Origin of the sequence: Flavobacterium sp. MEB061 (assembly GCF_000834715.1) — a bacterium.
Lineage (GTDB): Bacteria > Bacteroidota > Bacteroidia > Flavobacteriales > Flavobacteriaceae > Flavobacterium > Flavobacterium pectinovorum.
On sequence record NZ_JXQR01000059.1, the window covers coordinates 83,804 to 107,096 of the forward strand.

At 34.0% G+C, this 23,293-nt stretch carries 15 protein-coding genes and 1 tRNA gene; 9 read left to right on the forward strand and 7 right to left on the reverse strand.

Annotation, left to right across the window (positions count from 1 at the left end; all coding sequences use genetic code 11):
* Position 1: 1 nt before the first annotated feature.
* The 6 genes from RT99_RS20480 (at position 2) to RT99_RS20505 (ending at position 6,386) form a co-directional block, all read left to right on the forward strand.
* Positions 2–2,452 (forward strand): DNA translocase FtsK, encoded by a 2,451-nt coding sequence (locus RT99_RS20480; protein WP_042566608.1) that lies wholly within the window; start codon positions 2–4, stop codon positions 2,450–2,452.
* Positions 2,453–2,459: 7 nt separating this feature from the next.
* Complete coding sequence (locus RT99_RS20485; RefSeq protein ID WP_042566730.1) at positions 2,460–3,152, forward strand: outer membrane lipoprotein carrier protein LolA; 693 nt, start codon at positions 2,460–2,462, stop codon at positions 3,150–3,152.
* Positions 3,153–3,159: 7 nt separating this feature from the next.
* A complete protein-coding gene (locus RT99_RS20490) occupies positions 3,160–4,614 on the forward strand; it encodes an LptF/LptG family permease (RefSeq protein WP_042566609.1) in 1,455 nt (484 codons plus the stop codon).
* Positions 4,615–4,616: 2 nt separating this feature from the next.
* Positions 4,617–5,747: a 3,4-dihydroxy-2-butanone-4-phosphate synthase gene (ribB, locus tag RT99_RS20495; RefSeq protein WP_042566610.1), complete on the forward strand. Its 1,131-nt coding sequence runs from the start codon at positions 4,617–4,619 to the stop codon at positions 5,745–5,747.
* A 4-nt stretch (positions 5,748–5,751) separates the two neighbouring features.
* A complete protein-coding gene (locus tag RT99_RS20500; RefSeq protein ID WP_042566611.1) occupies positions 5,752–6,141 on the forward strand; it encodes an acyl-CoA thioesterase in 390 nt (129 codons plus the stop codon).
* Between the two features lie 160 nt (positions 6,142–6,301).
* A tRNA-Ser gene (locus RT99_RS20505) sits at positions 6,302–6,386 on the forward strand.
* Between the two features lie 861 nt (positions 6,387–7,247).
* Here the strand turns inward: RT99_RS20505 and RT99_RS20510 are convergent.
* The 3 genes from RT99_RS20510 to RT99_RS20520 all read right to left on the reverse strand — a co-directional run bounded on the left by RT99_RS20510 (position 7,248) and on the right by RT99_RS20520 (position 14,237).
* Complete coding sequence (locus RT99_RS20510; RefSeq protein WP_042566612.1) at positions 7,248–7,616, reverse strand: helix-turn-helix transcriptional regulator; 369 nt, start codon at positions 7,614–7,616, stop codon at positions 7,248–7,250.
* A 54-nt stretch (positions 7,617–7,670) separates the two neighbouring features.
* Positions 7,671–10,109 (reverse strand): TIM-barrel domain-containing protein, encoded by a 2,439-nt coding sequence (locus tag RT99_RS20515; protein WP_042566613.1) that lies wholly within the window; start codon positions 10,107–10,109, stop codon positions 7,671–7,673.
* Between the two features lie 168 nt (positions 10,110–10,277).
* Positions 10,278–14,237: an ATP-binding protein gene (locus RT99_RS20520; protein WP_165587218.1), complete on the reverse strand. Its 3,960-nt coding sequence runs from the start codon at positions 14,235–14,237 to the stop codon at positions 10,278–10,280.
* Positions 14,238–14,465: 228 nt separating this feature from the next.
* Here RT99_RS20520 and RT99_RS20525 point away from each other — a divergent pair, with 228 nt between their 5' ends.
* Positions 14,466–15,317 (forward strand): AraC family transcriptional regulator, encoded by an 852-nt coding sequence (locus tag RT99_RS20525; RefSeq protein ID WP_052483741.1) that lies wholly within the window; start codon positions 14,466–14,468, stop codon positions 15,315–15,317.
* 84 nt (positions 15,318–15,401) lie between these two features.
* Positions 15,402–15,968 carry a DUF417 family protein gene (locus tag RT99_RS20530; protein WP_207384904.1) on the forward strand — a complete coding sequence of 189 codons (567 nt, stop codon included), beginning with the start codon at positions 15,402–15,404 and terminating at the stop codon, positions 15,966–15,968.
* 125 nt (positions 15,969–16,093) lie between these two features.
* Here RT99_RS20530 and RT99_RS20535 read toward each other — a convergent pair whose 3' ends face one another.
* A complete protein-coding gene (locus RT99_RS20535) occupies positions 16,094–16,471 on the reverse strand; it encodes a nuclear transport factor 2 family protein (protein ID WP_042566732.1) in 378 nt (125 codons plus the stop codon).
* 276 nt (positions 16,472–16,747) lie between these two features.
* On the opposite strand from RT99_RS20535, the gene RT99_RS20540 reads away from it, so the two are divergent.
* A complete protein-coding gene (locus tag RT99_RS20540; protein ID WP_042566616.1) occupies positions 16,748–17,341 on the forward strand; it encodes a hypothetical protein in 594 nt (197 codons plus the stop codon).
* Positions 17,342–17,422: 81 nt separating this feature from the next.
* Here RT99_RS20540 and RT99_RS20545 read toward each other — a convergent pair whose 3' ends face one another.
* The 3 genes from RT99_RS20545 to RT99_RS20555 form a co-directional block, all read right to left on the reverse strand.
* Positions 17,423–19,360 (reverse strand): family 43 glycosylhydrolase, encoded by a 1,938-nt coding sequence (locus tag RT99_RS20545; protein ID WP_042566617.1) that lies wholly within the window; start codon positions 19,358–19,360, stop codon positions 17,423–17,425.
* A complete protein-coding gene (locus RT99_RS20550) occupies positions 19,360–20,730 on the reverse strand; it encodes a glycoside hydrolase family 27 protein (protein ID WP_082036994.1) in 1,371 nt (456 codons plus the stop codon). Before RT99_RS20550 ends, RT99_RS20545 begins: the two co-directional genes overlap by 1 nt.
* A 128-nt stretch (positions 20,731–20,858) precedes the next feature.
* A complete protein-coding gene (locus RT99_RS20555) occupies positions 20,859–23,282 on the reverse strand; it encodes a sugar-binding domain-containing protein (protein ID WP_042566618.1) in 2,424 nt (807 codons plus the stop codon).
* Between the last annotated feature and the right edge of the window lie 11 nt (positions 23,283–23,293).

The window sequence follows — 23,293 nt, forward strand, 5'->3', positions numbered from 1 at the left end:
AATGGCAAAAACAACCAAAAAAGATACTGTAAATAAAAAAACCGAACCAAAAGCTGAGAGTTTAAAATCTTGGAGACCTAACAAACAACAACGTTTTGTTATGGGCTGTCTTTTGATATTATTTTCTATTGCATTATTAGTTGCATTTATTTCTTTTTATGTCAACGGACAATGGCAATTAGATCAAAGCGCTGTTAGCCAGCTTGATGATCGATCTGAAGTAGTACAAAACTGGCTAGGAAAATTTGGCGCTTATCTTGCCGATTTAATTGTATACAGAGGTTTTGGAATCGCATCTTTTATACTTGTGCGATTGTTTTTCCTTACCGGAATGTTTCTGGCTTTGGAATTATCGCTTAGAAAGCTAAAAAATATCTGGTTTTGGGATTTATTTGCTATTATTATTGTATCCATATTATTTGGATTCTTTGCTACTTCTGCACCAGAATTGGGCGGAACAATTGGTTATGAATTAAACTTATTTTCACAGGATTACATCGGAAAAACAGGAACTTTATTGGCCTTGCTTTTCGGATTAATCGTGTATCTGATTTTCAAAATAAAATTATCTCCAGAGAAAATTCAATCGTATTTTGATTCAACTAAAAAAGAATTAAAAACAGAATTAAGCTCTTTGAATACTCCGCCACAAGCGGAAAGCGCCTATAATTTAGAAGAATTCGCTATTGAGGAAGAAGATCCTGAATTAGATAATATTCATTTAAAAACGGAAGATACTCAATTCGAAATCAACAAAGAAGCTTTAAAACCAACTATTACAAATTCATCAGAAATTGATTTAAATCCGGTTTTAAAACCAGTTCAGATGAATATAAATCCGGTAACGGAAACTCCTGTTCACAACGACGAATTGGTTATCGAAAAACCGGAAGAAGAAGATATTATCGAAGAAAATCTGGCTTCTCGTCTGGTTGCTGATTTTGGTTTATTTGATCCAACTTTGGATTTATCAAATTATAAATTCCCAACCATCGATTTATTAAAAGAATATTCGACGGGCGGAATCACGATTAATCAGGAAGAATTAGAAGAAAACAAAAACAAAATTGTAGATACACTTCGTAACTACAAAATTGAAATTGCACAGATTAAAGCTACCGTAGGCCCATCGGTAACTTTATATGAAATTGTACCAGAAGCAGGAATCAGAATCTCTAAAATTAAGAGTTTAGAAGATGATATTGCTTTGTCACTTTCGGCATTAGGAATTCGTATTATTGCGCCGATTCCAGGAAAAGGAACAATTGGTATTGAGGTTCCGAACAAGAATCCTACTATGGTTTCTATGAAAAGCGTTATTGGATCTGCAAAGTTTCAGGAAGCTGAAATGGAGCTGCCAATTGCTTTGGGAAAAACTATTTCAAACGAAACTTTTGTTGTCGATTTAGCCAAAATGCCCCACCTATTGATGGCAGGAGCTACCGGACAAGGAAAATCGGTTGGATTAAATGCAGTCTTAACTTCGCTTTTATATAAAAAACATCCGGCAGAAGTAAAATTCGTTTTGGTAGATCCGAAAAAAGTAGAGCTTACGCTTTTTAATAAAATAGAAAGACATTATTTAGCCAAACTTCCTGATGCAGGAGATGCTATTATTACAGACAATGCAAAAGTAGTGAACACGTTAAATTCACTTTGCGTTGAAATGGACAATCGTTATTCATTATTGAAAGATGCAATGGTGCGTAATATTAAAGAATACAACGAAAAATTCAAATCAAGAAAATTAAATCCCGAAGCAGGACATAGATTTTTGCCTTACATTGTTTTGGTTGTCGATGAGTTTGCCGATTTGATTATGACCGCAGGAAAAGAAGTCGAAATTCCGATTGCGCGTTTGGCTCAATTAGCCCGTGCTATTGGTATTCACTTAATTATCGCAACACAAAGACCTTCGGTAAACGTAATTACAGGTTTGATTAAAGCGAATTTCCCCGCGAGAATTGCTTTTAGAGTAACTTCAAAAATTGATTCAAGAACTATTTTGGATACTCAGGGAGCCGATCAGTTAATTGGTCGCGGAGATTTATTATATACAAATGGAAATGATGTAACCCGTGTTCAGTGTGCTTTCATTGACACACCTGAGGTTGAAAAAATTACAGATTTTATTGGTTCTCAAAAAGCATATGCCACAGCATATTTGCTTCCGGAGTTTGTTGGAGAAGAAAATGGCATTAATCTTGATATAGATATTTCCGAAAGAGATACTTTATTTAGAGAAGCCGCTGAAATTATTGTCAATGCGCAACAAGGTTCAGCATCTTTATTGCAAAGAAAATTAAAATTAGGATACAACAGAGCAGGTCGTTTGATCGATCAACTGGAGGCAGCCGGTATTGTTGGTCCGTTTGAAGGCAGTAAAGCACGTAGTGTGAACATCTTAGATTTAAGTGCTCTTGATCAATTTTTTAACAATGAACAAAATTAATTCTATCATGAAAGCAAAAATTCAAGAAATCAACAACAATTCTATCAAAAACAGGACTAAAAAATGCTTACAAATAGCACTTTTATTTCTTTTGAGCTTTACCTCTATTCAGGCTCAGGATAAAAAAGCAAAGGATTTATTGAACCAGGTAACAGCCAAAATAAAAAGTTACGACAATATTGCTATTGACTTTAAATATTCTTTGAACAATGCTAAAGAAAATATCAATCAGGACAGCAAAGGAAATGTTGTAATGAAAGGCAATCAATATGTATTGAATTTCATGGGCGTTACTAAAATATTTGACGGGCAAAAAACGTATACTATTGTTCCTGAAGATGAAGAAGTTACTATTTCAAAAGTAAACGAAAAAGACGATAATGCTATTACGCCTTCAAAAATGCTTACTTTCTTTAATTCCGGATACAAATACAATATGGATATTGTTCAAAATGTAAAAGGAAGAAAAATTCAATATATTAAATTAGCACCTACAAACACCAAAGATCAAAGAAAAGAGATTCTTTTAGGTATTGATGTACAAACAAAACACATCTACAATTTGATTGAAACAGGAAAAAATGGAACAAAAACCACTTTAACCGTTAATTCTTTTAAAACCAATCAGCCTTTATCAAAAAATCAATTTACCTTTGTAGCGAGCAAATATCCAAAATACTACATCAACAAATTAGATTAAACCAAGGTTGAAAATTTTAGACAAATACTTACTAAAAACATTTCTGATTACATTTACTACGGTATTTGTAATCCTTTTTTTTATATTCATTCTTCAAACTGTATGGCTCTTTATCTCTGAATTGGCAGGTAAAGACCTTGATTTGATATTGGTTATAAAATTCCTTCTTTTCTCAATGCCCCGAATTATTCCGTTGGTTTTACCTTTATCGGTTTTACTGTCGTCAATTATGACTTTCGGAAATTTAGCCGAAAATTATGAGTTTGCAGCCATGAAATCTTCGGGAATATCATTGCAAAGAGCAATGCGGGTTTTAATCATTTTTATCTTCGTATTAAGTATTGTTGCGTTTTGGTTTGCCAATAATGTGATTCCGTATGCTGAATATAAATTTGTCAATTTCAGAAAAAACATTGCTCAGGCCAAGCCCGCTATGGCTATCGCTGAAGGTCAGTTTAACGACGTTGGAACATATAATATTAAGGTAAACAAAAAATCAGGCGAAAACGGAAACATTTTAACTGGGGTTACAATACATGAAAAAGCAAATAGTTTTGGCGAAAACAAAACTGTTATAAAAGCTAAAGATGGCGAACTAATTAGTAATGAAAAATCGAGTATTTTAAAACTTGTTTTAAATGACGGTTATTATTATCAGGATGTAACTCCAAAAAAATACGAAGATCGTTCTAAACTCCCTTTTATAAAAAGTGACTTTAAAAAACAAATTATCAACATTGATTTATCTGAACTAAACAAGGTTGATGAGAATCAGGCAAGCGTAAACAGTACAAACGGAATGCTGAATGTAAATGAATTACGCTATACTTTAGACTCCTTAAATAAAAACCTGAATAACGAAATAGTTTCATTTTCAGAAAATATAAATCAGCGTGTTGGAATCAAAGCTTCTCCGAAAGTTTTAAAAACAGACAAAAAGAAAAAAGCATTACCAAATGATCTTTTATCTCTGTACACCAACAAACAAAAGTCTGATATTTTAAAAATGGCGAGCAGTACTGTTACAAGTAACATCTACTCTATCGAGTCGACTCAAAAAGATTTAAAAGACAAACAAAGAGATATTAATAAACATTTAAGCGCATTATACGAGAAATTTGTAATTGCTTTTGCCTGTTTTTTAATGTTTTTTATCGGCGCTCCATTAGGCGCTATCATCCGTAAAGGCGGACTTGGTTTGCCAATTGTATTTGCGGTTTTGATTTTTATTACATTCCACTTTATTAATACTTTTGGAAAAAGACTTTCGCAGGAAGGCGGTATGACTCCTTTTATGGGCTCATGGATGTCTTCTTTTATACTACTGCCATTGGCGGTTTTATTAACATATCGTGCCACAAACGACAATGGATTAATTAATTTTGATGCCATTACAACTCCAATATCACAACTGTTTCAAAAAATTTCCGAGCGATTTTCTCCCGCTCAAAACAAACAATAATTATGTCAACAAAAATACAACTTAATACCATTGAAGAAGCTATAGAAGATATTCGTCAAGGTAAAGTAATCATTGTAGTCGATGATGAAGATCGTGAAAATGAAGGTGATTTTTTGGCTGCAGCCGAAAAAGTAACTCCGGAAATGATCAATTTCATGGCTACACACGGACGTGGATTAATTTGCGCTCCATTAACAGAAAGCCGTTGTAAAGAATTGGATTTAAGACCAATGGTCACTAATAATACAGATCATATGGAAACTGCTTTTACAGTTTCTGTAGATTTAAAAGGACATGGAGTAACGACAGGAATTTCAGCAGCAGACAGGGCAAAAACAGTATTGGCTCTAACGGATGCAAATGTAAAACCACATGAATTGGCACGACCTGGGCATATTTTTCCTTTGGTAGCCAAACAAGGTGGTGTTTTAAGAAGAACCGGACATACGGAAGCGGCGATTGATTTTGCAAGATTGGCAGGATTTAAATCAGCTGGTGTAATCTGTGAAATTTTAAATGAAGACGGAACTATGTCTCGTTTGCCGGAACTTGTGAAAGTGGCTAAAAAATTCAATTTAAAATTAGTTTCGATTGAAGATCTTGTAGCTTACAGAATGCAGCACGATAGTTTAATTGTTAAGAAAGAAGATTTTGATATTGAAACCCGTTTTGGAACTTTTAGATTAAGAGCTTACGAACAAACGACAAATAAACAAATTCATATTGCTTTAACGAAAGGAACATGGAATCTTGGAGAACCTATCTTAACAAGAATTCACTCTTCGCAGGTAAATAATGATTTATTAGGCACTTTGACAAATAATGCAGAACAGCAATTAGACGATATGTTTAAAGTGATTAATGAAAATGGCAAAGGTGCCATTATTTTTATTAATCAGGATATGTCTGCTGTAAACTTACTAAACAGAATTTCCGAACTGAAAGCTTTACAGTCTAATGGCACATTGAAAGCACCAAAAATTGTAATTGACAGTAAAGATTACGGAATTGGAGCTCAAATTCTGCATGATATTGATATTTCAAAAATTAGATTGGTATCAAATACGGAACAAACTAAGCGTGTTGGAATGATTGGATATGGTCTTGAAATCACTGAATACGTAAGCTACTAATAATATGGGGACTTTAGAAGAACGAATTTCAAAAGCAGAGACTCATATATTTAAAGCAGTTTTTCCGAGTACTACAAATCATTATGATACATTATTTGGGGGAACTGCGCTTCATCTTATGGATGAAGTGGCTTTTATTTGTGCGACAAGATTTAGCCGAAAGAAAGTTGTGACGATTTCAACTGGTCAAATTGATTTTAAAAAAGCAATTCCGGCCGGAACTTTAATCGAATTAGTTGCAAAAGTTGATAGCGTAGGAAGAACCAGCTGTAAAATTCACGTTGATATTTTCATGGAACAGATGTATTCGGAGCTTCGTGAAACGGTAGTTTCAGGAACTTTTTCGTTTGTTGCAGTTGATGAAAACAAAAAACCAACACCAATTTTGGATTAATTACGTAATTTAACGTAAAAATGTTTTTAAAATAAATACTGATTATGAAGCACTTGAAAATTAATTTAAAATAATCAGTAAAAAAGCTTAAAAAAAGTTTTGAGAACCGAAAAAGGGTCTTATATTTGCACTCGCAATCAGCAAATGATCGCAACATATTGGAGAAATGGCAGAGCGGTCGAATGCGGCAGTCTTGAAAACTGTTGACTGTAACAGGTCCGGGGGTTCGAATCCCTCTTTCTCCGCGAAGGCGTGAAAACAAGGGAAAAATAAGATTTTCAAAGTTTTTAAAAAAGCCTAAAAAAGCGGTAAACCCTGCAAATCAAACGATTTGCAGGGTTTTTTCTTTTATACCGCTTTTCAATATTTATAAAATCGCGCAAAATCTTTGTGGCACATTCGTGGTACATGGGGTTTTTGAAAACTAGAAACTCAGCAAAATTCAGGCTTATGGAATTAGTTCGAAACTTTATATACTTCACCAAAAAAATAAAAAAGTAATTTTTTTAATCTTTATAAAAGTACAACCAAGTACTGGAAGAAATTTCGAAAGCATAATGATGAAATAGCAGCAAATGATAACGGACTTGAGAGCTAAACTGTGGAGTGAGCAATTTCTTAGTATCGAGAGCCTTTTTCTTTATGCCTATGCAAAAGTTAAATCTGATGTAAAGAAAAATGCATATCACAAAAAAAACCGCCTTGCATGAAATACAAGACGGCTGTCCATAAAAACATAATCTTCCATTTATGCTTCTATCTGTTTTATAAAGTTGTAAGTACTTTAAAGAGCTTACTTTTTGTTCTTTTTTACCATGGTGATATAGTATCCGTAGACAATAGCAATAACTATTAGAACCAAATCCGAATTAGCGTTAATGATAGAATTAATCATATTATTAACTTCTGTTATCAAATTAAACAGGCAAATCGCCAAAACCTTTTCAGCAATACAGAAAAGTGTTACCTAACTTTGTAAAAATACGGTAGTTTGGCATTATATAACTGTTGCTCTAGATATAAAATATAACTTATAGTAATAATTAACGATAATTTTTTCAAATCATGAAACATTGCATTACTAAAAAACTGTCAAAAGCCAATATTTAAATACATTTATATTTATCCTTATATTTTATAAGCTCCCTATCCGTTATAGCAAGCAGTTTCTCCAGAAGTGCAATTTTATCCCTGTAGAGTGTCTCTATTTTAGAAAGATCGCACTGCTCCAGAGACACCTTAGGCTTTATAAAATCGCTCTTATACAGACTGCTTTCAAACTTTATAATGCTAATAAGATCCATTTCAAAAATAGAGACGATCTCTTCTAATTTGTCACAAGTGAGAGGACTCTTGCCTTTTTCAATTCTATTGTAGCTCGTCTGGGTAATGTTAAGCATTAAGGCCATATACTCCTGAGTGTACTCTTTAAGTTCCCTGATTCTTTTTATATTTTCGTTTATATTTCCCGGCATTTGAATTTGGATTTATAAGTAGAAGTATTAGAAAATAACCGTAATCAATTATCGCTAAAATCTCTCTTCCACTTTTTTACCATTGTAATTAATAATCTTTGTCATTCCACTTGGCATTACAATAGTAAATTTTCTGCTGGTTAGCATTCCGGTATATTGTCCTTTTCTATTTGAAATCGTTAATGTTTTTGATGTCTCATGCCATAAAAATTCAATTTCAGAATAAAATCCTTTTTCATAATTGTAATTATCAAACTCATCCTCATAAAGCACAAAAGAACAATCCTTGCCCGGATATACTTTTATCTCCAAGTTATCCCACTTTTTCTGGGTTGCAAATTGGACTTTGGGACCAAAGGGAATAATTGCTCCTTCCCTTACATACAGGGGCAGCATATCGATGGCTGTTTTTCTTACAATTTCCTGACCTCCCTTAATTTTCTCATTTGTCCAGAAGTCATACCAATGTGTGCCAGCTGGCAGATACACTTTACTTGACTTTTCTTCTGTAAAGTCTATAGTTGTTTTTTCTGTGTGTTTTTTATCTCCTTGCTGATTCCATCCCGTTGATTCGTTTACTTTTACTATTTTCTCTGGAGTGTATTGTGCCTGGACAACGGGAGCTACTAAGATTGATCTGCCAAACATAAACTCATCTTTAATATCCCATCCTTTTTTATCAGTTGGAAAATCCATAAATAATGCCCGCATAAAACTGGATTTCTTGCTTGTAACTTCCCATGATGTGGAATAAATATAAGGAAGAAGCGCATAACGAAGATTAATAAATTTCTCTATTGCATCATAAATTGGTTCACCTTTTACACCAAAATTATAAATCTCTCTTGGAACATCGGTGCCATGAGAACGCATCATTGAATTAAAAGTGCCAAATTGAATCCAACGCACGTACAATTCCTGATAAAGCGGATTTTTGGCTCCTGATCTTTCATTCCATGCTTGTTTATAAGCTCCTGCAAAAAAACCTCCTATATCTGAATTCCAATGTGGTATACCTGTAAGGGTGAAATTTAATCCGGCCGGAATCTGATTACGAAGTGTTTCCCAACTCGAACCTGTATCTCCAGACCATGTATTGGCGCCGTAGCGCTGTTGGCCTGCAAAAGCAGATCGGGTTAAAATAAATACACGCTTGTCTGATGTAGTTTTACGCTGATGGTCGTAAACTCCGCCCACTGTCATTAAAGGATATGCATTTCGCACTTTTCTAAAAGATCCCAGATATGTTTTTGTATCATAATCTGCGGGTTTTGGCTCAAAGTGATCCGGCTCTGTAGAATCCATCCACCAGCCGTCAATACCATGAGAAAATAATCCTTTATTGGCATATTTCCAATAAATGTCTCTCGCCTGAGGATTGTATGGGTCATATACTCTAACTCCTGAAGGATAATCTGCATTTGGAGGCCATATTTCTGAACCGGATTCCGGCCAGGTTTTAATATTAAATAACATGCCCTTTTGATCCATTTCTTTATAAGGTTTTGTCTGCGGACCAAAGGAAGACCAAATCGAAATAATCATATGAGCATTAAGATTATGAACCTCATCAACCATTTTTTTTGGATCTGAAAATTCAGGATTCAAAAACTCCATTGCATTCCATAAATAATTGTTGCCCCAATATTGCCAATCCTGTATTATTCCGTCAAGGGGTACTGATAGTTCACGATACTTTTTAACGACATCTACCAATTCATTCTGACTTTTATATCGCTCTTTACTTTGCCAGAAGCCATAGGTCCACAAAGGAAACATTGGTACTTTTCCGGTCAATTCCCGCATTTCCCCAATTACCCCATCTGCATTACCTCCATACATAAAATAATAATCAACAGCATCTCCCACAATCGATTTAAAAGAAGTTTCGGTGGCATCATCTTTAAATTCTGTTGGAGAATAGTTATCCCAATAAAGCCCATAGCCTTTTATTGATTGAAAAAAAGTCACGGCATCATCCACATTGCCCTGCTCAAGATGATATTTTTGATTTCTTTGGTTTAATTCTCCGTTTTGATGTTGTCCCAAACCATAAATCGGTTCCTCTTTATCTAAGATAAAAGACTGTGTGACTGTAAAGGTATTTACTCCTGCATCATCAAAAGTTTCAAATTTCGTTCCCTGAGGTTTTTCTTTTAATAATTCATTTTCAGAGGATGCAAATGCTACATTTCCTGAATCAGTATCTATACTAACAGTTAATTGATCTGATTTTAAAAAGATAATGTTACCAAGAGTTTTGACACTAAAAGCAGTTTTAGCAGGCTTTAAAACTACCGAGAGACTTTCTTTTGAAAAATTCTTCATCTCCGGAAATTTAATAACCCTGACAATAGCAGGACTGTAAAACTGTATTTCTATGTTATTGCCATTGGCAATAGTCTTGATTCCTTGAATGGTTTTCTGGAATTTCTGCCCATTACTATGAAAGCAAAAAAGCAGCACAGTACATAAAGAGTAAATAATTTTCATTTCAATTGGGTTAAATAGTTTAGTGCAATAAAAATAACTTTTGTCATTTTTAAAGTCTTTAAACTATGTTGAAATAATTATAACTAATGTTGAAATCAGATAATACTTATCACAAAACACAAAAAATCAGCGTATTAAAAATAATTCATTTACTGTTTTGAAACATTTTTACCCTCTGCTCTGGCTGGGTGTTTTACCAAAAGCTTCATGAAAGCATTTAGTAAAATAAGAAATACTATTAAAACCTACCTGATCAGATACATCTGCAATCGTCAGTTTTTTATCCAATAGCAATTCGGCTGCTTTTTTTAATCGAATAGTACGAATAAAATTTGTGGGAGAATGATCTGTAAGTGCCATAAGTTTTCGATATAAACCAGTACGATCCATATTCATATCCTCACTGAACTTTTCTACTGTATAATCAGAATTCGACAAATTATCTAAGACACACTGAAAAGTACGTTTTAAAAACTCCTGATCAATTGGATTATCTGTTAATGTATCAATTTGCACTTCCTTTTTATTAGTGAAAGTTTTTCGTCTCGTCTCATTTATCTCCAATAGTTTATCAATTCGAAGCACTAGCAAATTAATATCAAAGGGCTTTACCATATAAGCATCGACTCCTGCCTTATAACCTTCAAATCGGGCTTCATCTGAGGTTCTTCCGGTAAGCATGATAATGGGAATGTGGCTTACGGCAATCGTATTCCGAATCGCCTGGCTTAATTCCGGGCCATCCATTTGTGGCATCATCATATCTGTTACGATAAGATCCGGGACATGCATTATTGCTTTCTTTAAACCTTCTTCCCCGTTATGGGCTGTGATCACATTATAATAATTTTTCAATTCATCCAGCAAATAGCCTCTAAAAATAATGTGATCCTCAACAATAAGTATATTTTTTCTTGTTACTACTTCTCCTTCAAAAGACTTCAATTCCGTTTTTTTAAGCACTGATAATAGTACCTTAAAACAAGTTCCCTGCTCTGTATTACTTGTTACGCTAACCCACCCGCCATGCATTGCTGCATAATATTTCACCATGTACAAGCCTATACCACTGCCTGTTGCTATCTCATTTTGATTGTCTGCCTGATAAAAACGATTAAAAATATTATCTATTTCTATCTTAGGAATTCCAATCCCTGAATCTTCAACCAAAATTATCAGAACTTTATCTAAATTGTCAATTATAGCTGAGAATTTAACTGTACCTCCTGAACCTGTAAATTTAAAAGCATTAGAAAGCAGGTTAATTATTATTCTGGTAATTTTTTGCCTGTCCAGATACAAATCATCGTTTTGCGGGTCTATATCCCAGGTAAAGTCAATTTCTTTTTCCTTTGCTATCGCTACATAGGCTTTACACAATTCAGTTATGAATGAAAGATTATCATAAAAATTGCAATGTAATATTTCTTCTCCCGTATCGATCTTTTTAAAATCAAGCAACTGATTCACAGTGTCCAATAAAAGATCGCTATTGGAGCTAATTTGCTGCAGTTCTCTTTTTATTTTCTCATCTGCCACTTTTGCAAGCAGTGATTTTAAAGGTGTTATTATAAGTGTGAGCGGCGTACGCAATTCATGACTCATATTGGTTATAAAATCTGACTTTGCTCTTTCTATAGCATAATCTTGTTGCCTTTTGCGGATTAAAGTATTATGCTTTATAAGAACCTTTGAAATTAAAGCAATCCCCATACATAATATAACCAAATAAAGCACTTTGGCAAGAGTAGTATTCCATATAGGAGGCTCGATGATAATTAAAAGATTTTTCACTCTGCCAGGCCAGTGTAAACCGTCAGAACTGGCTTGCACCTTAAAAGCATAGTGGCCGGGGGATATATTAGTATAGCTAGCTTCACCTATTCCGGATATAGAATTCTCACTGCGCCAATTCTTATCAACATGCTCCAATTTATATCTGAAATAGGTGTGTGATTGATTGACATAATTAAGTCCGGAAAACCCAATGCTAAAAAAGTTTTGATCATGTTTTAGCTTTAAGGTATCTGTTGATGTTATCGAATTTTTTAAAATAATATCTTTGTTTATTTTCTGACCACTCGTCACATTCTTGCCAAACAATTTGAAATTAATGAATATTGGATTAAGAATAAATTGATTATCTCTCGCATCATTTCTTTTTAGATTGTTCATACCGTCTATTCCTCCAATAAATAATCCACTCTTTGAGGAAATAAGCGCAGCACGATCCACAAATGGATATTCCAGGACTCCGGTAAATTTATCATAATTTACAATTCTAAAAGTAAGTCCGCTTGCTGCTCTTTTTTTAATAATATGGCTTACGCCACGTGAGGTGGTGACCCATAAGGAACGATCGACATCTTCTACTATCGCCTTAATGCTATTGTTTACTAAACCTTTATCCGTATTTAATTCATATAGTTTTTGATTTTTATGATCCCAAATTGTCAGTCCATTATAAGTGCCCAGCCATAAATCCTGATCAGAGTCAGATAAAAGACAACTGTATTTATGGCTTTTTTGACTGAACATTGGTATTCTTTTATGCCCTTTTGCTAAAGGTCTTATAATTTTATCACCTGAAATATTCATTATAAAAGGGCCATCAAAAGAAATACCTATTAATTGATGATTCCACTGAGTGATTTGAAATACATCAGCAGGAGAATCCTTCAAAAAGGAGAGACCAAAAGACTGAAAAGAATTATTCCACTTGAAAACTCCATCTTCAGTGCAGACAAATATTTCGTTTTTAGTGGTTTGGTAAACACTAATGGTAAGCTGTTTTGTATATTGTTTTATAAAACCATTTGTGCCAAATACATAAAGTCCTTTATTGGTCGAAATCCATACTTGACCTGTAGAATCTTTGAGCAGAGAATAGCAATGCAATTCAGAAAGCAAAACTTTGAATAATTTACTATGATTGAGAGGAAGTTCGGCTATATAGAGTCCTTTATTTGTACCAATAAGCAATTTACCATCAACAGTTTCTTCAAAACAATTTACCTGAAATTCATCATTATCTTTTAAGTTGAAATTACTTTTCTGATAATATTTAAAACGGGAACGATCCGGATGATGATAATAAATTCCTTTATTTAATGTCCCTATCCAGAGTCCTCCCTGATAATCAAATAAAACAGTACTCACTTCGGTTTTTATTTTGTCTTTTTCTGTTAAATTTAACTCAGGATAAAAACTGCCCAAAGTACTTCCCGCTCTAAAATACCAAAGTCCTTTACTGCAGCTAATGAAAAAGTCTCCATTTTTATTTGCTGCAAAGGTATTCAGCCAATATGTATCGGTTTGTAATAACACTTTTGACTTCCTGGTCTGAGTATCATATCGAATCAATTGTCCTTTTGCGATTCCAGACCTTACAAGATATAGATATTTACCAACCGCTGTGGTGTGATTCCAATCATTAAAATCATCCAAGGTACCTTTGACAACAGATAGTTTATAAATTTCTTTTGATGAGGAGCGATCAAAACAACGGATTAATCCCGATTTATAAATTAAATATACCTTTTGCTGATGAACAACAAGATCATAAAGTTGTTCATCAGGGCTTCCCTTTATAAAAATTTTGTTTAAAAAGCAGACTACCTTTTTTGAATCCTGCTCGTAACAAAGCAGTGCACCCAAATCATCTACTACCCATATATCTTTTTTTTCATCAACAAATAAATCGTGCGGGGTGCCTTTAAATCCTAAAAAATGCAGCGTTTTAATTGGATCGGATTCACTCTTTTCTTTAGAGACATTAATCAGGCTTATCTTCCCTTTATGCTTAAACCAAATGCGATTGTTCTCGAAATAACTGTGATGGAATCCCCTATATGATATAAGAGCAGCAGAATTATCATCGTTAATTTCTATTGTCTTAAAATCTGCTCCATCGTATAAGTTGAACATTCCCTCAGTAAAAACACCTATTCTGCCATCCTGCAGTTCAATAAAATGCCTAATTTTCTCTTCATTGAGCTGGTGTCTGTTTTCAATTGGAGAGAATAAGAAGTCCTGTGCAAAAACTTTGCTGCTAAAAGAAAAAAAGATGGCGAAGAAAAAAAAACAGGTATGAACGGAGAGTCGGAAAACGGCGTTTTCTTTTTTCAAACTCTGCCACAAAAATTTAAATAATAATTTTATCATTTATTTGAAGTTCGTATCTATTAAAAAATAGTAATATGGGGTTGTAAATATACTCTCTAATCTTAATAATGATATTATAGATCAGATGAACATCAATCTTTTATACTTGAATAATTATACTCTAAATAATATTGAATAACAAGAATTCATTCTCTAAATTTACAATCATATATAATCCAACTCTCCTACAAGATGAACAAAGTATTTTCAGAAAATAAAACCTTACTTTTAGGCATAGAAAAATCTGAAAATAATTCATTTTTAGATATGCCTGTACAATTTAGCGAATATACGGTTTTGCTAATCAACAAAGGAGAAGGAATCTATCATGCTGATTTTGCCTCTTTTGCATTTAAGGCTCCTGCGGTACTGTTTTCAACACCTCAACAATCCATATCCATTAAGGAAATTACACCATTAACCTACACCGCATTACAATTTCACGGTGACTTTTATTGTATTGAGTATCATAGAAAAGAGGTTGCGTGCAATGGTTTATTATTTAACAATATTTATGTTGAGCCTTCTATAAAATTAACTAATGAACAGCATCAATTATATTGTCAGTTAGTCGATCAGATTATTGATGAGATTAAACAGCAGACTCCTTCAGAAATTGTCTTACGAGCTTATCTTCAGCTTATACTTGCTAAATCCAGCAGTTTGAAAATAACCGGTGAAAAACAAAATTTTCAAAAAGATGAAAAAATGGACCAGTTTAAAATACTGCTCGAAGAAAATTTCTTAACGCTGCATAAAGCAAGTGATTATGCCTCCTTACTTTCTATGACAGCAAATAATTTTACGAAACAATGCAGCAAGCGTTTCAATAAAACGCCCACGCAAATGATTCAGGAAAGATTAATTTTGGAAGCAAAAAAACAACTTCATCTCACCCGATTAAGTATCAAGGAAATTGCTTATGCCTTAAAATTTCAGGATGAATATTATTTTAGTCGCGTATTTAAAAAAATGACCAAAGTTTCTCCTCAAACCTTCAGGAAAACAACTGGTATCTCTATTGTGGCAGATTTGTCTAAGTAATAGCATTTTTTATCCATTTCTTACTTCTTATCCAGAAGATAACTTTGCATTGTTAATGATAACAAAAACTTAAAAATCAAAACAATGAAAAATTCTCTTTTAAGCATAATAGCAAATCTTGATACGCTTGGAAAAAATGCAGTACGTGCTGGTATCGTAATCGTTTTTTTATGGATCGGCGGACTTAAATTTTTTACTTATGAAGCTGACGGCATAGTGCCTTTTGTAGCAAACAGTCCTTTTATGTCTTTTTTTTATGATAATCCATCTGAGTATAAAAAATACAGCAATAAGGAAGGTGAATTAATTGCTGAAAATCACCAATGGAATATTCAAAACAATACTTATGGTTTTGCAAATGGTTTAGGAATTTTACTAATTGGTATTGCTTTTTTGGTAGCTATTCATAACTGGGTTCCTTTGGCAAGTATGATAGGAAGCATACTAGTATTTATCCTCACCATCGGTACACTTTCATTTTTAGTTACAACACCAGAAAGTTGGGTGCCACATTTGACAGATCATCAATATGGATTCCCTTATTTATCCGGACGTGGACGATTAGTTATTAAGGATGTTGTTATTCTTGGAGCGTCCCTGATTACAATGAGTCAGTCAGCAACACTTTATCTCCAAAGAAAAAATAATTAATATTAACACCCTAAAGAAAGCCCCTGAGATTACAAATAATTTCAGGGTTTCAAAGGGTCGTATTATCCCATGCAGAACACTTAACAGCACTGGCTTGGGTTCTATTAATAATTTAAAATTACAATCTACTGCTGAGATAATTCAGCTTCAGTATGCAATAGACAAGTCCAATTGTTATTTTCTTTTATCCAGGTAGAAGTGCAGGCACATTTCACAGGTGCTTTTTGTTCATCACCCGTTATTCCCAATTCTATCAAATATGCTATTACAGCGGTATTTTCAGCAACTAATTGTGTTTTGACATCAGAAAAATTCAATACTTTTATTTTATCACCATCCCCTGAATCAAACATCTTTTTAAAATTGGCCTCATCTACACTATACACTCCATTTTTGCCAGCGATTATACAAGGAAAACGAGTAAGTTTTTTTACCGTTTCATAGTCGTGATTTTCCATTCCCTGCCAATATTTTTTTTCCAGTTCAATAATTTGCGTTTCCATAATCATCTTTTTATTAATTAAACAGTTATACAAAGTTCAAATTAATATTAAAAGGCAGGAACATTTTTAACATACATTTAATCAAGAATAAACAAACTAAACGGTTTCTTCTTAGTGGGTTTTGCCTTGCTTTTCATAAGGAACAATACGAGGAGCAGAACGATATGATTTCTTTCAAATTTCTACAACAGCACCAAAAATCTGAATAATAAATTTTATCTTTCCTACATTTGCTCCAGTAACTGTAATGCCTTAATTTCTAACTTCTGACAAAAAATGGATTTTCAGAATAGTGAATTTTCAAAAATAGAATCATTAAAATCAAAAAAAAAAACTTTTATAGCAAAGGCTATAGGAGTATTTCTTTTTGTGAGTACAATTTTAGGAATAATTAATTTAGAGATTATTATTATTGAATCTGGAAAATTATCTGCTGAATTTAAAATTTCTTCTGTAATAATATCCGTAATTCTTTCTTCTTTTTTGATATATTTCGTATTAAAGGATGTAATTATTACCCGAAAAAACAAAATTACCAAAGTAATAGTGGATCAAAATGGTTTGCATCATTATAAAAATGAAACAATCATTGAATCCCTAACTTTTGAGTCTTTATACCCAAATCCCGATCTAAAAAATTATGATGTAGTTTTATCAGAGGGTGAAGATGTAGCTTATGATATTTGTGTATATTATTTAGATAGCTCTACGAATACAATAATTTATAAAGCCATTATATTTAAAACTCCATTTTCGATACGCAATGGAAATGAATTAAAAAGACATTTCATAAAAGGTGTTTTAAAGTTCCGATCTGATTTGAAAGTTTCACCAAAAGTTTTAGATTTATTACATTTAAAGAACTCATAAAATTGCGTTTACAAGCATTTCTATAATTAATAAAGCCGTTTCTGTATAAGAAACGGCTTTTTAAAAACTAAAATTCTAAAATTATTTTATTGCATCAATCCCACTGTGTGTTGGAGTTACCTGTTTGATACTTCCGTCAGTATTAAACTCTAGTTTATCCATACAAACTTCACGATGGAAACCGCCGGCATCACCCATTTTTATTCCGGTTGGATAAGAAAAACGATGATAGGTTATGTACCATTCGTCTTTGTTTGGAATTTGTAATACAGAATTATGACCTGTAGCATAAATTCCCTGATCTGGAATTCCCTGGATTACAATATTATTTGCCGGAATTTCAATTGGCCCTAAAGGCGATTTTGACGTTCCATATCTTACTTTATAATTTGGACTTCTGGTATCATCTTCACTCCATAAAAAATAGTAAGTCCCTTTTCTGTAAATAACATAAGTTCCTTCTCTAAAAGTATCATCAACCTTGATTATTTTGATGCTTCCTTCTTTTATCGAAATCATATTTGTATTTAATTCGGCTACAGCCATATAACCATTACCCCAATACAAATAGCTTTTTCCTGTTTTAGGATCTGTAAATACATCCGGATCAATTTCCTGACCTCCCTTTACTCCTTCTGGTCTTGTACTTACAAGTGCTTTTCCACTATCGGTAAAAGGTCCGTTTGGATTATCTGATGATGCTACACCAATTTTTTGAGCAGCCGTGAAATAATAAAAATATTTGTATTTTCCTTTTATCTTTTTCTCCACAATACAAGGCGCCCAAGCATTTCTATTGGCCCAAGTCACATCTTTTCTTAGATCTACAATGATTCCTTCGTCTTTCCAATCTGTCAAATTATCTGAAGAGAAAGTCTTGAAATAATTTCCTGACCATCCATCAAAACCATCGCTTGTTGGATAGATATAGTATTTTTTTGTTTTGTTCGAATATAAGATTTCCGGATCAGCATAATAACCTTCTAAAACCGGGTTATTATTTATTTTTGGGAATTTATCCGGCATTCCCCATTTTGTAATCAGTTTCTTCAATTCAGAACGTGTGATAGGCAAAATAGTTCCGTGACGCGGATTAAAATCCATTGAAATATCATTATCAATAATAGTGAAATTCTCTAAATCTTTACTTTTTGTAAACTGATATCTTCCTTTTGTGTAAACATCATACATTAAGATATAATCATCCGAATTATTTAGTTTGAAAACGCTGGAACCTTCAACACCATCCTTTGTTTGTTGCAGATAATTGTCATTTTCTGTCCATTTTCCAGAAGTCAAATCAGTTGTTGTGGCTACTTTAATTCCTGGGTTTTCGGTTTCTGTTTTATAAAAAAGATGATAAATTCCGTCTTTTTCAATAATATCACCATCTATACAAGCTCTCTCCGATTTTGGAACAAATAATAATTTTGGAGCACTTTCTAAACCCGTAAAATCTTTATTAGCATAAGCGTAATAAATTTTATCCGGACCTCCTGCATATTGCAAACTAAAGTAAATTAAATACTTTCCTGCTTTTGCATCGTAAATTGTCTGCGGTGCCCAAACTCTTTTTAAATTTTCATTTCCCGGAAAAGTAGTTTGAATATTTACAATACTGCTTTTCCAATTTACTAAATCGGTGCTTTTTAACAAGACCATTGCACGATTGCTGTCCCAGCCTTTTGAAGACGTCATATCTGTCAAAACCATATAAAAAGTTTTACTATCGTCTCCGCGCAAAATATGCGGATCCCGAACGCCACCAGTTGAACTGATTACTTTGCTGTCTATGACTGGTTTGTTATTATTTAAATGATAATAATGATATCCGTCAGCACTAATAGCATATCTAACAGCCTCGTCTTCAACCGAATTTCCGGTGAAGTAAACAAACAAATAAGCTGTTAAATCCTTCTCTGCAATTGCGGGTGGAATCCCTTTTGTATTGTTGTTTTGTGCTTGTGAAAAATTAAAGAGCAATAAAAATAATACAATACTAAAATGTGTTTCCCTCATTATTTTTTTTCTTTTAATTGATACAAAACTGAACTGTGAGGTTTTAATTCTGCTGAAATTGCCGTATCAGCAACTTTTGATTTCTCACCAGTCCACATATTCAAAGCTTCTATATTTCCTGAAATTCCTAAATCAGAAAAATTTACCGAAATAATTTCTGAAGTTTTATCTGAGATATTAAACAAAGCCAGATAAATACTTCCGTCTTTAGGATTTTTTGAAGTCACCGCAATTTTTCCGTCTTTTTGGAAAAGTTGCTTTACATCAGTGCTTTCATTATGCATTTTCACAACTTCTTTATTCGTTAATAAGGATAATGTAAACGCATCATTACTTGGTAAATCTCCACCAAAAAATAACGGCGATTTAAAAATATTGAAAAAGGTAATTAAAGTGTATTGTTCGTCTTTTGTTAAGCGTGTCATTCTGTCTTCGCCACGTTCTCCCCTAACAGAAATACGTCCTAACGGAATCATATCGCAGTCTGGCCATGTTCCTGGTGCAATATGTGGATACCATTGTTCACTTACCTTCATTAAATGTGTAATATGAGGCCAGGTATCCCAAACATCATCAACCATACGCCACATATTGGCATGCTCTTTTACGTGAGGGGCTGCTGTTATAGGTGTTTCACCGGGCGAAGTACTCAATACAATTTTACGTCCGCATTTGTCGATCGCATTTCTAATCAGGTTAATTTCGCCTTCGTGATACGGTCTGGATAAATCATCAATTTTGATAAAATCAACTCCCCAACTTGCATACAGTTCAAATATAGAATCATAATATTCCTGTGCTCCCGGCTTGTCTGCAACAATTGTATAATTGTCTTTTAGCCATTCGCATTGCAACGCCGTAGTATAAATTTGATCTGCCGTGATTCCGTTTGCACCTTTAATTGGCATTTTGTCTTCAACCGCTTTTTTCGGGATTCCGCGCATAATATGGATCCCAAATTTTAATCCTTTCTTATGAATATAATCTGCTAAAGGTTTGAATCCTTGTCCGTCTTTTGCTGAAGGAAAACGATTTACCGCTGGCAAATATCTGCCGTATTGATCGATTACATATCGTGGATCTGTTTGGTTGTATCCTCCTGCTTTATCATTTTCTACAAACCATCTGATATCAACGACAATATATTCCCAACCGAATTTCTTCAGTTTTTTTGCCATATAATCGGCATTGGCTTTTACTTCATGTTCTTCTACAGTCGGACCATAACAATCCCAACTATTCCAACCCATCGGCGGCGTTTGTGCCCATTGTTTGAATTCATCCTTTTTAAAAACTTTTGTCTGGGCATTAGAAGAAACCGATACGAAAACCAACCCCAAAATCAACGGAACTATATTTTTTATTTTCATTATGATTTTTAATAAGTGTTAATAATACACTCGAATATAATAAACTTTTCGTCATTAAATACAATTAACCTGTCTGCTAACCAAAACGCTGACAGGTTAATTGACAATTTAAAAAACAAACTACTAATTTACTTCACATTCACAGTAACGTCAACCGGTTTTAACCATTGACTTGTAAACGTAACTTTTATTGGCTGAGATGATTCTCCCGTTGCCTGAACATACGCCGCAATATGGCCGTGGAATACACGCTGAACATTATCTGTATAATCTGTCATGTCGCTGTTGTTTCCAGCCTCAAGGCCTAATAAAGTTCCAGGACCACTGATTGTGCAGGTAACTTCATTATCTGAAAGCATTACCGGAAGACCATTTTGATCTTTAAGTTGCACCATAATTTTAGCTACACCTTTGTCCTTTGCAATTGTGATATTAGTATCAGCAATGGTTAATTCAACAGGTTGTTGTGTCGAATTAATCGCGTATCTGCTTACTTCCTTGTCGTCTTTGTTTAAACCAACAGCTTCTAATTTTCCAGCAGCAAACGGAATATCCCAATAAATAATTCCTGTTTTTTCATCATAAGCTTTTGTTTCACCAACTACTTTTCCGTTTAACTCTAAACGAGCTTTTGCAGCATTTGTATAGCACACAACGCGAATTTTTTCACCTTGAGTATAATTCCAGATTGCCCATGCATCTTTAGAAATATCTTTATCATTTTTTAAAGGATAAGTTCCGATGTAAGCCATTGGTTTATCAGACCATAAAGATTGACGGAAATACCCTCTCGGTTTGATAATCCCCGCAAAATCAACTAAACCAGAATAAAATCCTCTTGAAGGCCATCTTCCTGATTCTCCTAAATAATCAATACCTGTCCAAAGGAATTGTCCAAAAATATGTTTGTTGTTTTTTACGGCAAGCCAAGGCTCCATATCGTGAACATTCTCACTTCCGAAAATAACTCTGTTTGGATATTTTTCGTGATCCGATTTATATTTACTTTCTGTATAATTATATCCTGTAATATCCAAAGCTCCCGGATATTCTGTTTCGTTAGACATCGCAACACCGGCCAAACCAGCAGTTGTCGGACGAGATTTGTCGTATTTTTTTACAGCTGCAACCAGGCGTTTTGCAATTACTCCAAGACGCATGGCGTCTGGTGCATCTTTTTTATAGCCTCCGTAAGCAGCTTGTCCAAAACCGTCTTTTCCTTTATCTAAAACTGGGTGCGAATAAGGATCGTTTGGATAATCTACTTCGTTACCAATACTCCACGCAAAAACCGAAAGATGGTTTCTGTCACGACGTACAAAATCTTCCAGATCTTTTTCTCCATACTCAGCAAAAATATCAAACGAACCCTCGAATCCCGGTGTTCCGTAATTCCATCCTTCTAACCATTTGCGTTTTGGGAATTCCCATTCGTCATAAGCTTCGTTCAATACTAATAATCCTAATTCATCACACAATTCGTAAAAAACCGGAGCTTGTGGATTATGACTTGTACGGATTGCATTTACGCCAATTTCTTTTAATGTTTTCAATCTGGTTTCCCAAACTTCACGAGGTACTGCAGAACCTAAAACTCCTGCATCGTGATGCAAACAAACGCCTTTCATTTTCATCCATGTCCCATTTAAGGCAAAACCATTATTTGGATCGAAAGTGAACGTTCTAAAACCAGTTTTTGTAACTGTTTGATCTATTTGTTTTCCATCTTTTAGGACGGTTGTTTTAAGCTGATATAAATTTGGATTATTGATGTCCCATAATTGTGGATTTGTGACATTTAATTTTGCCGCAATTTTACCGCTTTGATTGGCCGCAACCTCAACTTTATTAGAAGCTTTTGCAACAGATTTTCCATCTTTTGAAATCAATTCGTTAACTACCGTTAAAGTTGATTTTGCAGAAGAACCATTCTCTACATCAACCTCAACATTTAGGATTCCCACTCCCTTTTTTACTTCCGGATACGCGTAAACGCCCCATTGTGCAATATGAACCGGATTTGCATATACTACCCAGACATTTCTGTAAATTCCAGAACCTGTATACCATCTGGAATCGGCACTTTGACTGTGATCTACACGAACTGAAATCGTGTTTTCTCCGCCATATTTTACGAACTGGGTTGCATCATAAGCAAAAGAAATATATCCATTTGGGCGTTTTCCTAAAGAATGTCCGTTGATAAAAACTTCACTTCTGTTGTAAACTCCTTCAAAATACAAATACACTTTTTCTCCGGCTTTGCTCTGCGGAATATTAATTGATTTTCTGTACCAGGCAATACCACCCGGCAAATAACCTGTACAGCTTGCCAGCGTTGGACTTAGCTGTCCTTTTACGCTCCAGTCGTGAGGTACATTTACCGACTGCCATTTGCTGTCGTCAAAAGTGGTGTTTTTTGCATCTGAAATATCCTGAAGATTAAATTTCCAGTTGTCATTGATTTTTTTCGAATCTCCAAACGAAATCTGGCTGAATGCCGAGACGCACGAAAAGAGTAAAACAGGTAATAAGCTCTTTTTTGTAAACACTTTTCTTAATT

What these genes read in the sequence shown, in the direction of transcription:
- RT99_RS20540 (WP_042566616.1), top strand. Translation starts at nt 16,748, where the DNA reads ATGGATTTTCAGAATAGTGAATTTTCAAAAATAGAATCATTAAAATCA.
- RT99_RS20500 (WP_042566611.1), top strand. Translation starts at nt 5,752, where the DNA reads ATGGGGACTTTAGAAGAACGAATTTCAAAAGCAGAGACTCATATATTT.
- RT99_RS20530 (WP_207384904.1), top strand. Translation starts at nt 15,402, where the DNA reads ATGAAAAATTCTCTTTTAAGCATAATAGCAAATCTTGATACGCTTGGA.
- RT99_RS20480 (WP_042566608.1), top strand. Translation starts at nt 2, where the DNA reads ATGGCAAAAACAACCAAAAAAGATACTGTAAATAAAAAAACCGAACCA.
- RT99_RS20525 (WP_052483741.1), top strand. Translation starts at nt 14,466, where the DNA reads ATGAACAAAGTATTTTCAGAAAATAAAACCTTACTTTTAGGCATAGAA.
- ribB (WP_042566610.1), top strand. Translation starts at nt 4,617, where the DNA reads ATGTCAACAAAAATACAACTTAATACCATTGAAGAAGCTATAGAAGAT.
- RT99_RS20545 (WP_042566617.1), bottom strand. Translation starts at nt 19,360, where the DNA reads ATGAGGGAAACACATTTTAGTATTGTATTATTTTTATTGCTCTTTAAT.
- RT99_RS20535 (WP_042566732.1), bottom strand. Translation starts at nt 16,471, where the DNA reads ATGGAAACGCAAATTATTGAACTGGAAAAAAAATATTGGCAGGGAATG.
- RT99_RS20550 (WP_082036994.1), bottom strand. Translation starts at nt 20,730, where the DNA reads ATGAAAATAAAAAATATAGTTCCGTTGATTTTGGGGTTGGTTTTCGTA.
- RT99_RS20515 (WP_042566613.1), bottom strand. Translation starts at nt 10,109, where the DNA reads ATGAAAATTATTTACTCTTTATGTACTGTGCTGCTTTTTTGCTTTCAT.
- RT99_RS20510 (WP_042566612.1), bottom strand. Translation starts at nt 7,616, where the DNA reads ATGCCGGGAAATATAAACGAAAATATAAAAAGAATCAGGGAACTTAAA.
- RT99_RS20485 (WP_042566730.1), top strand. Translation starts at nt 2,460, where the DNA reads ATGAAAGCAAAAATTCAAGAAATCAACAACAATTCTATCAAAAACAGG.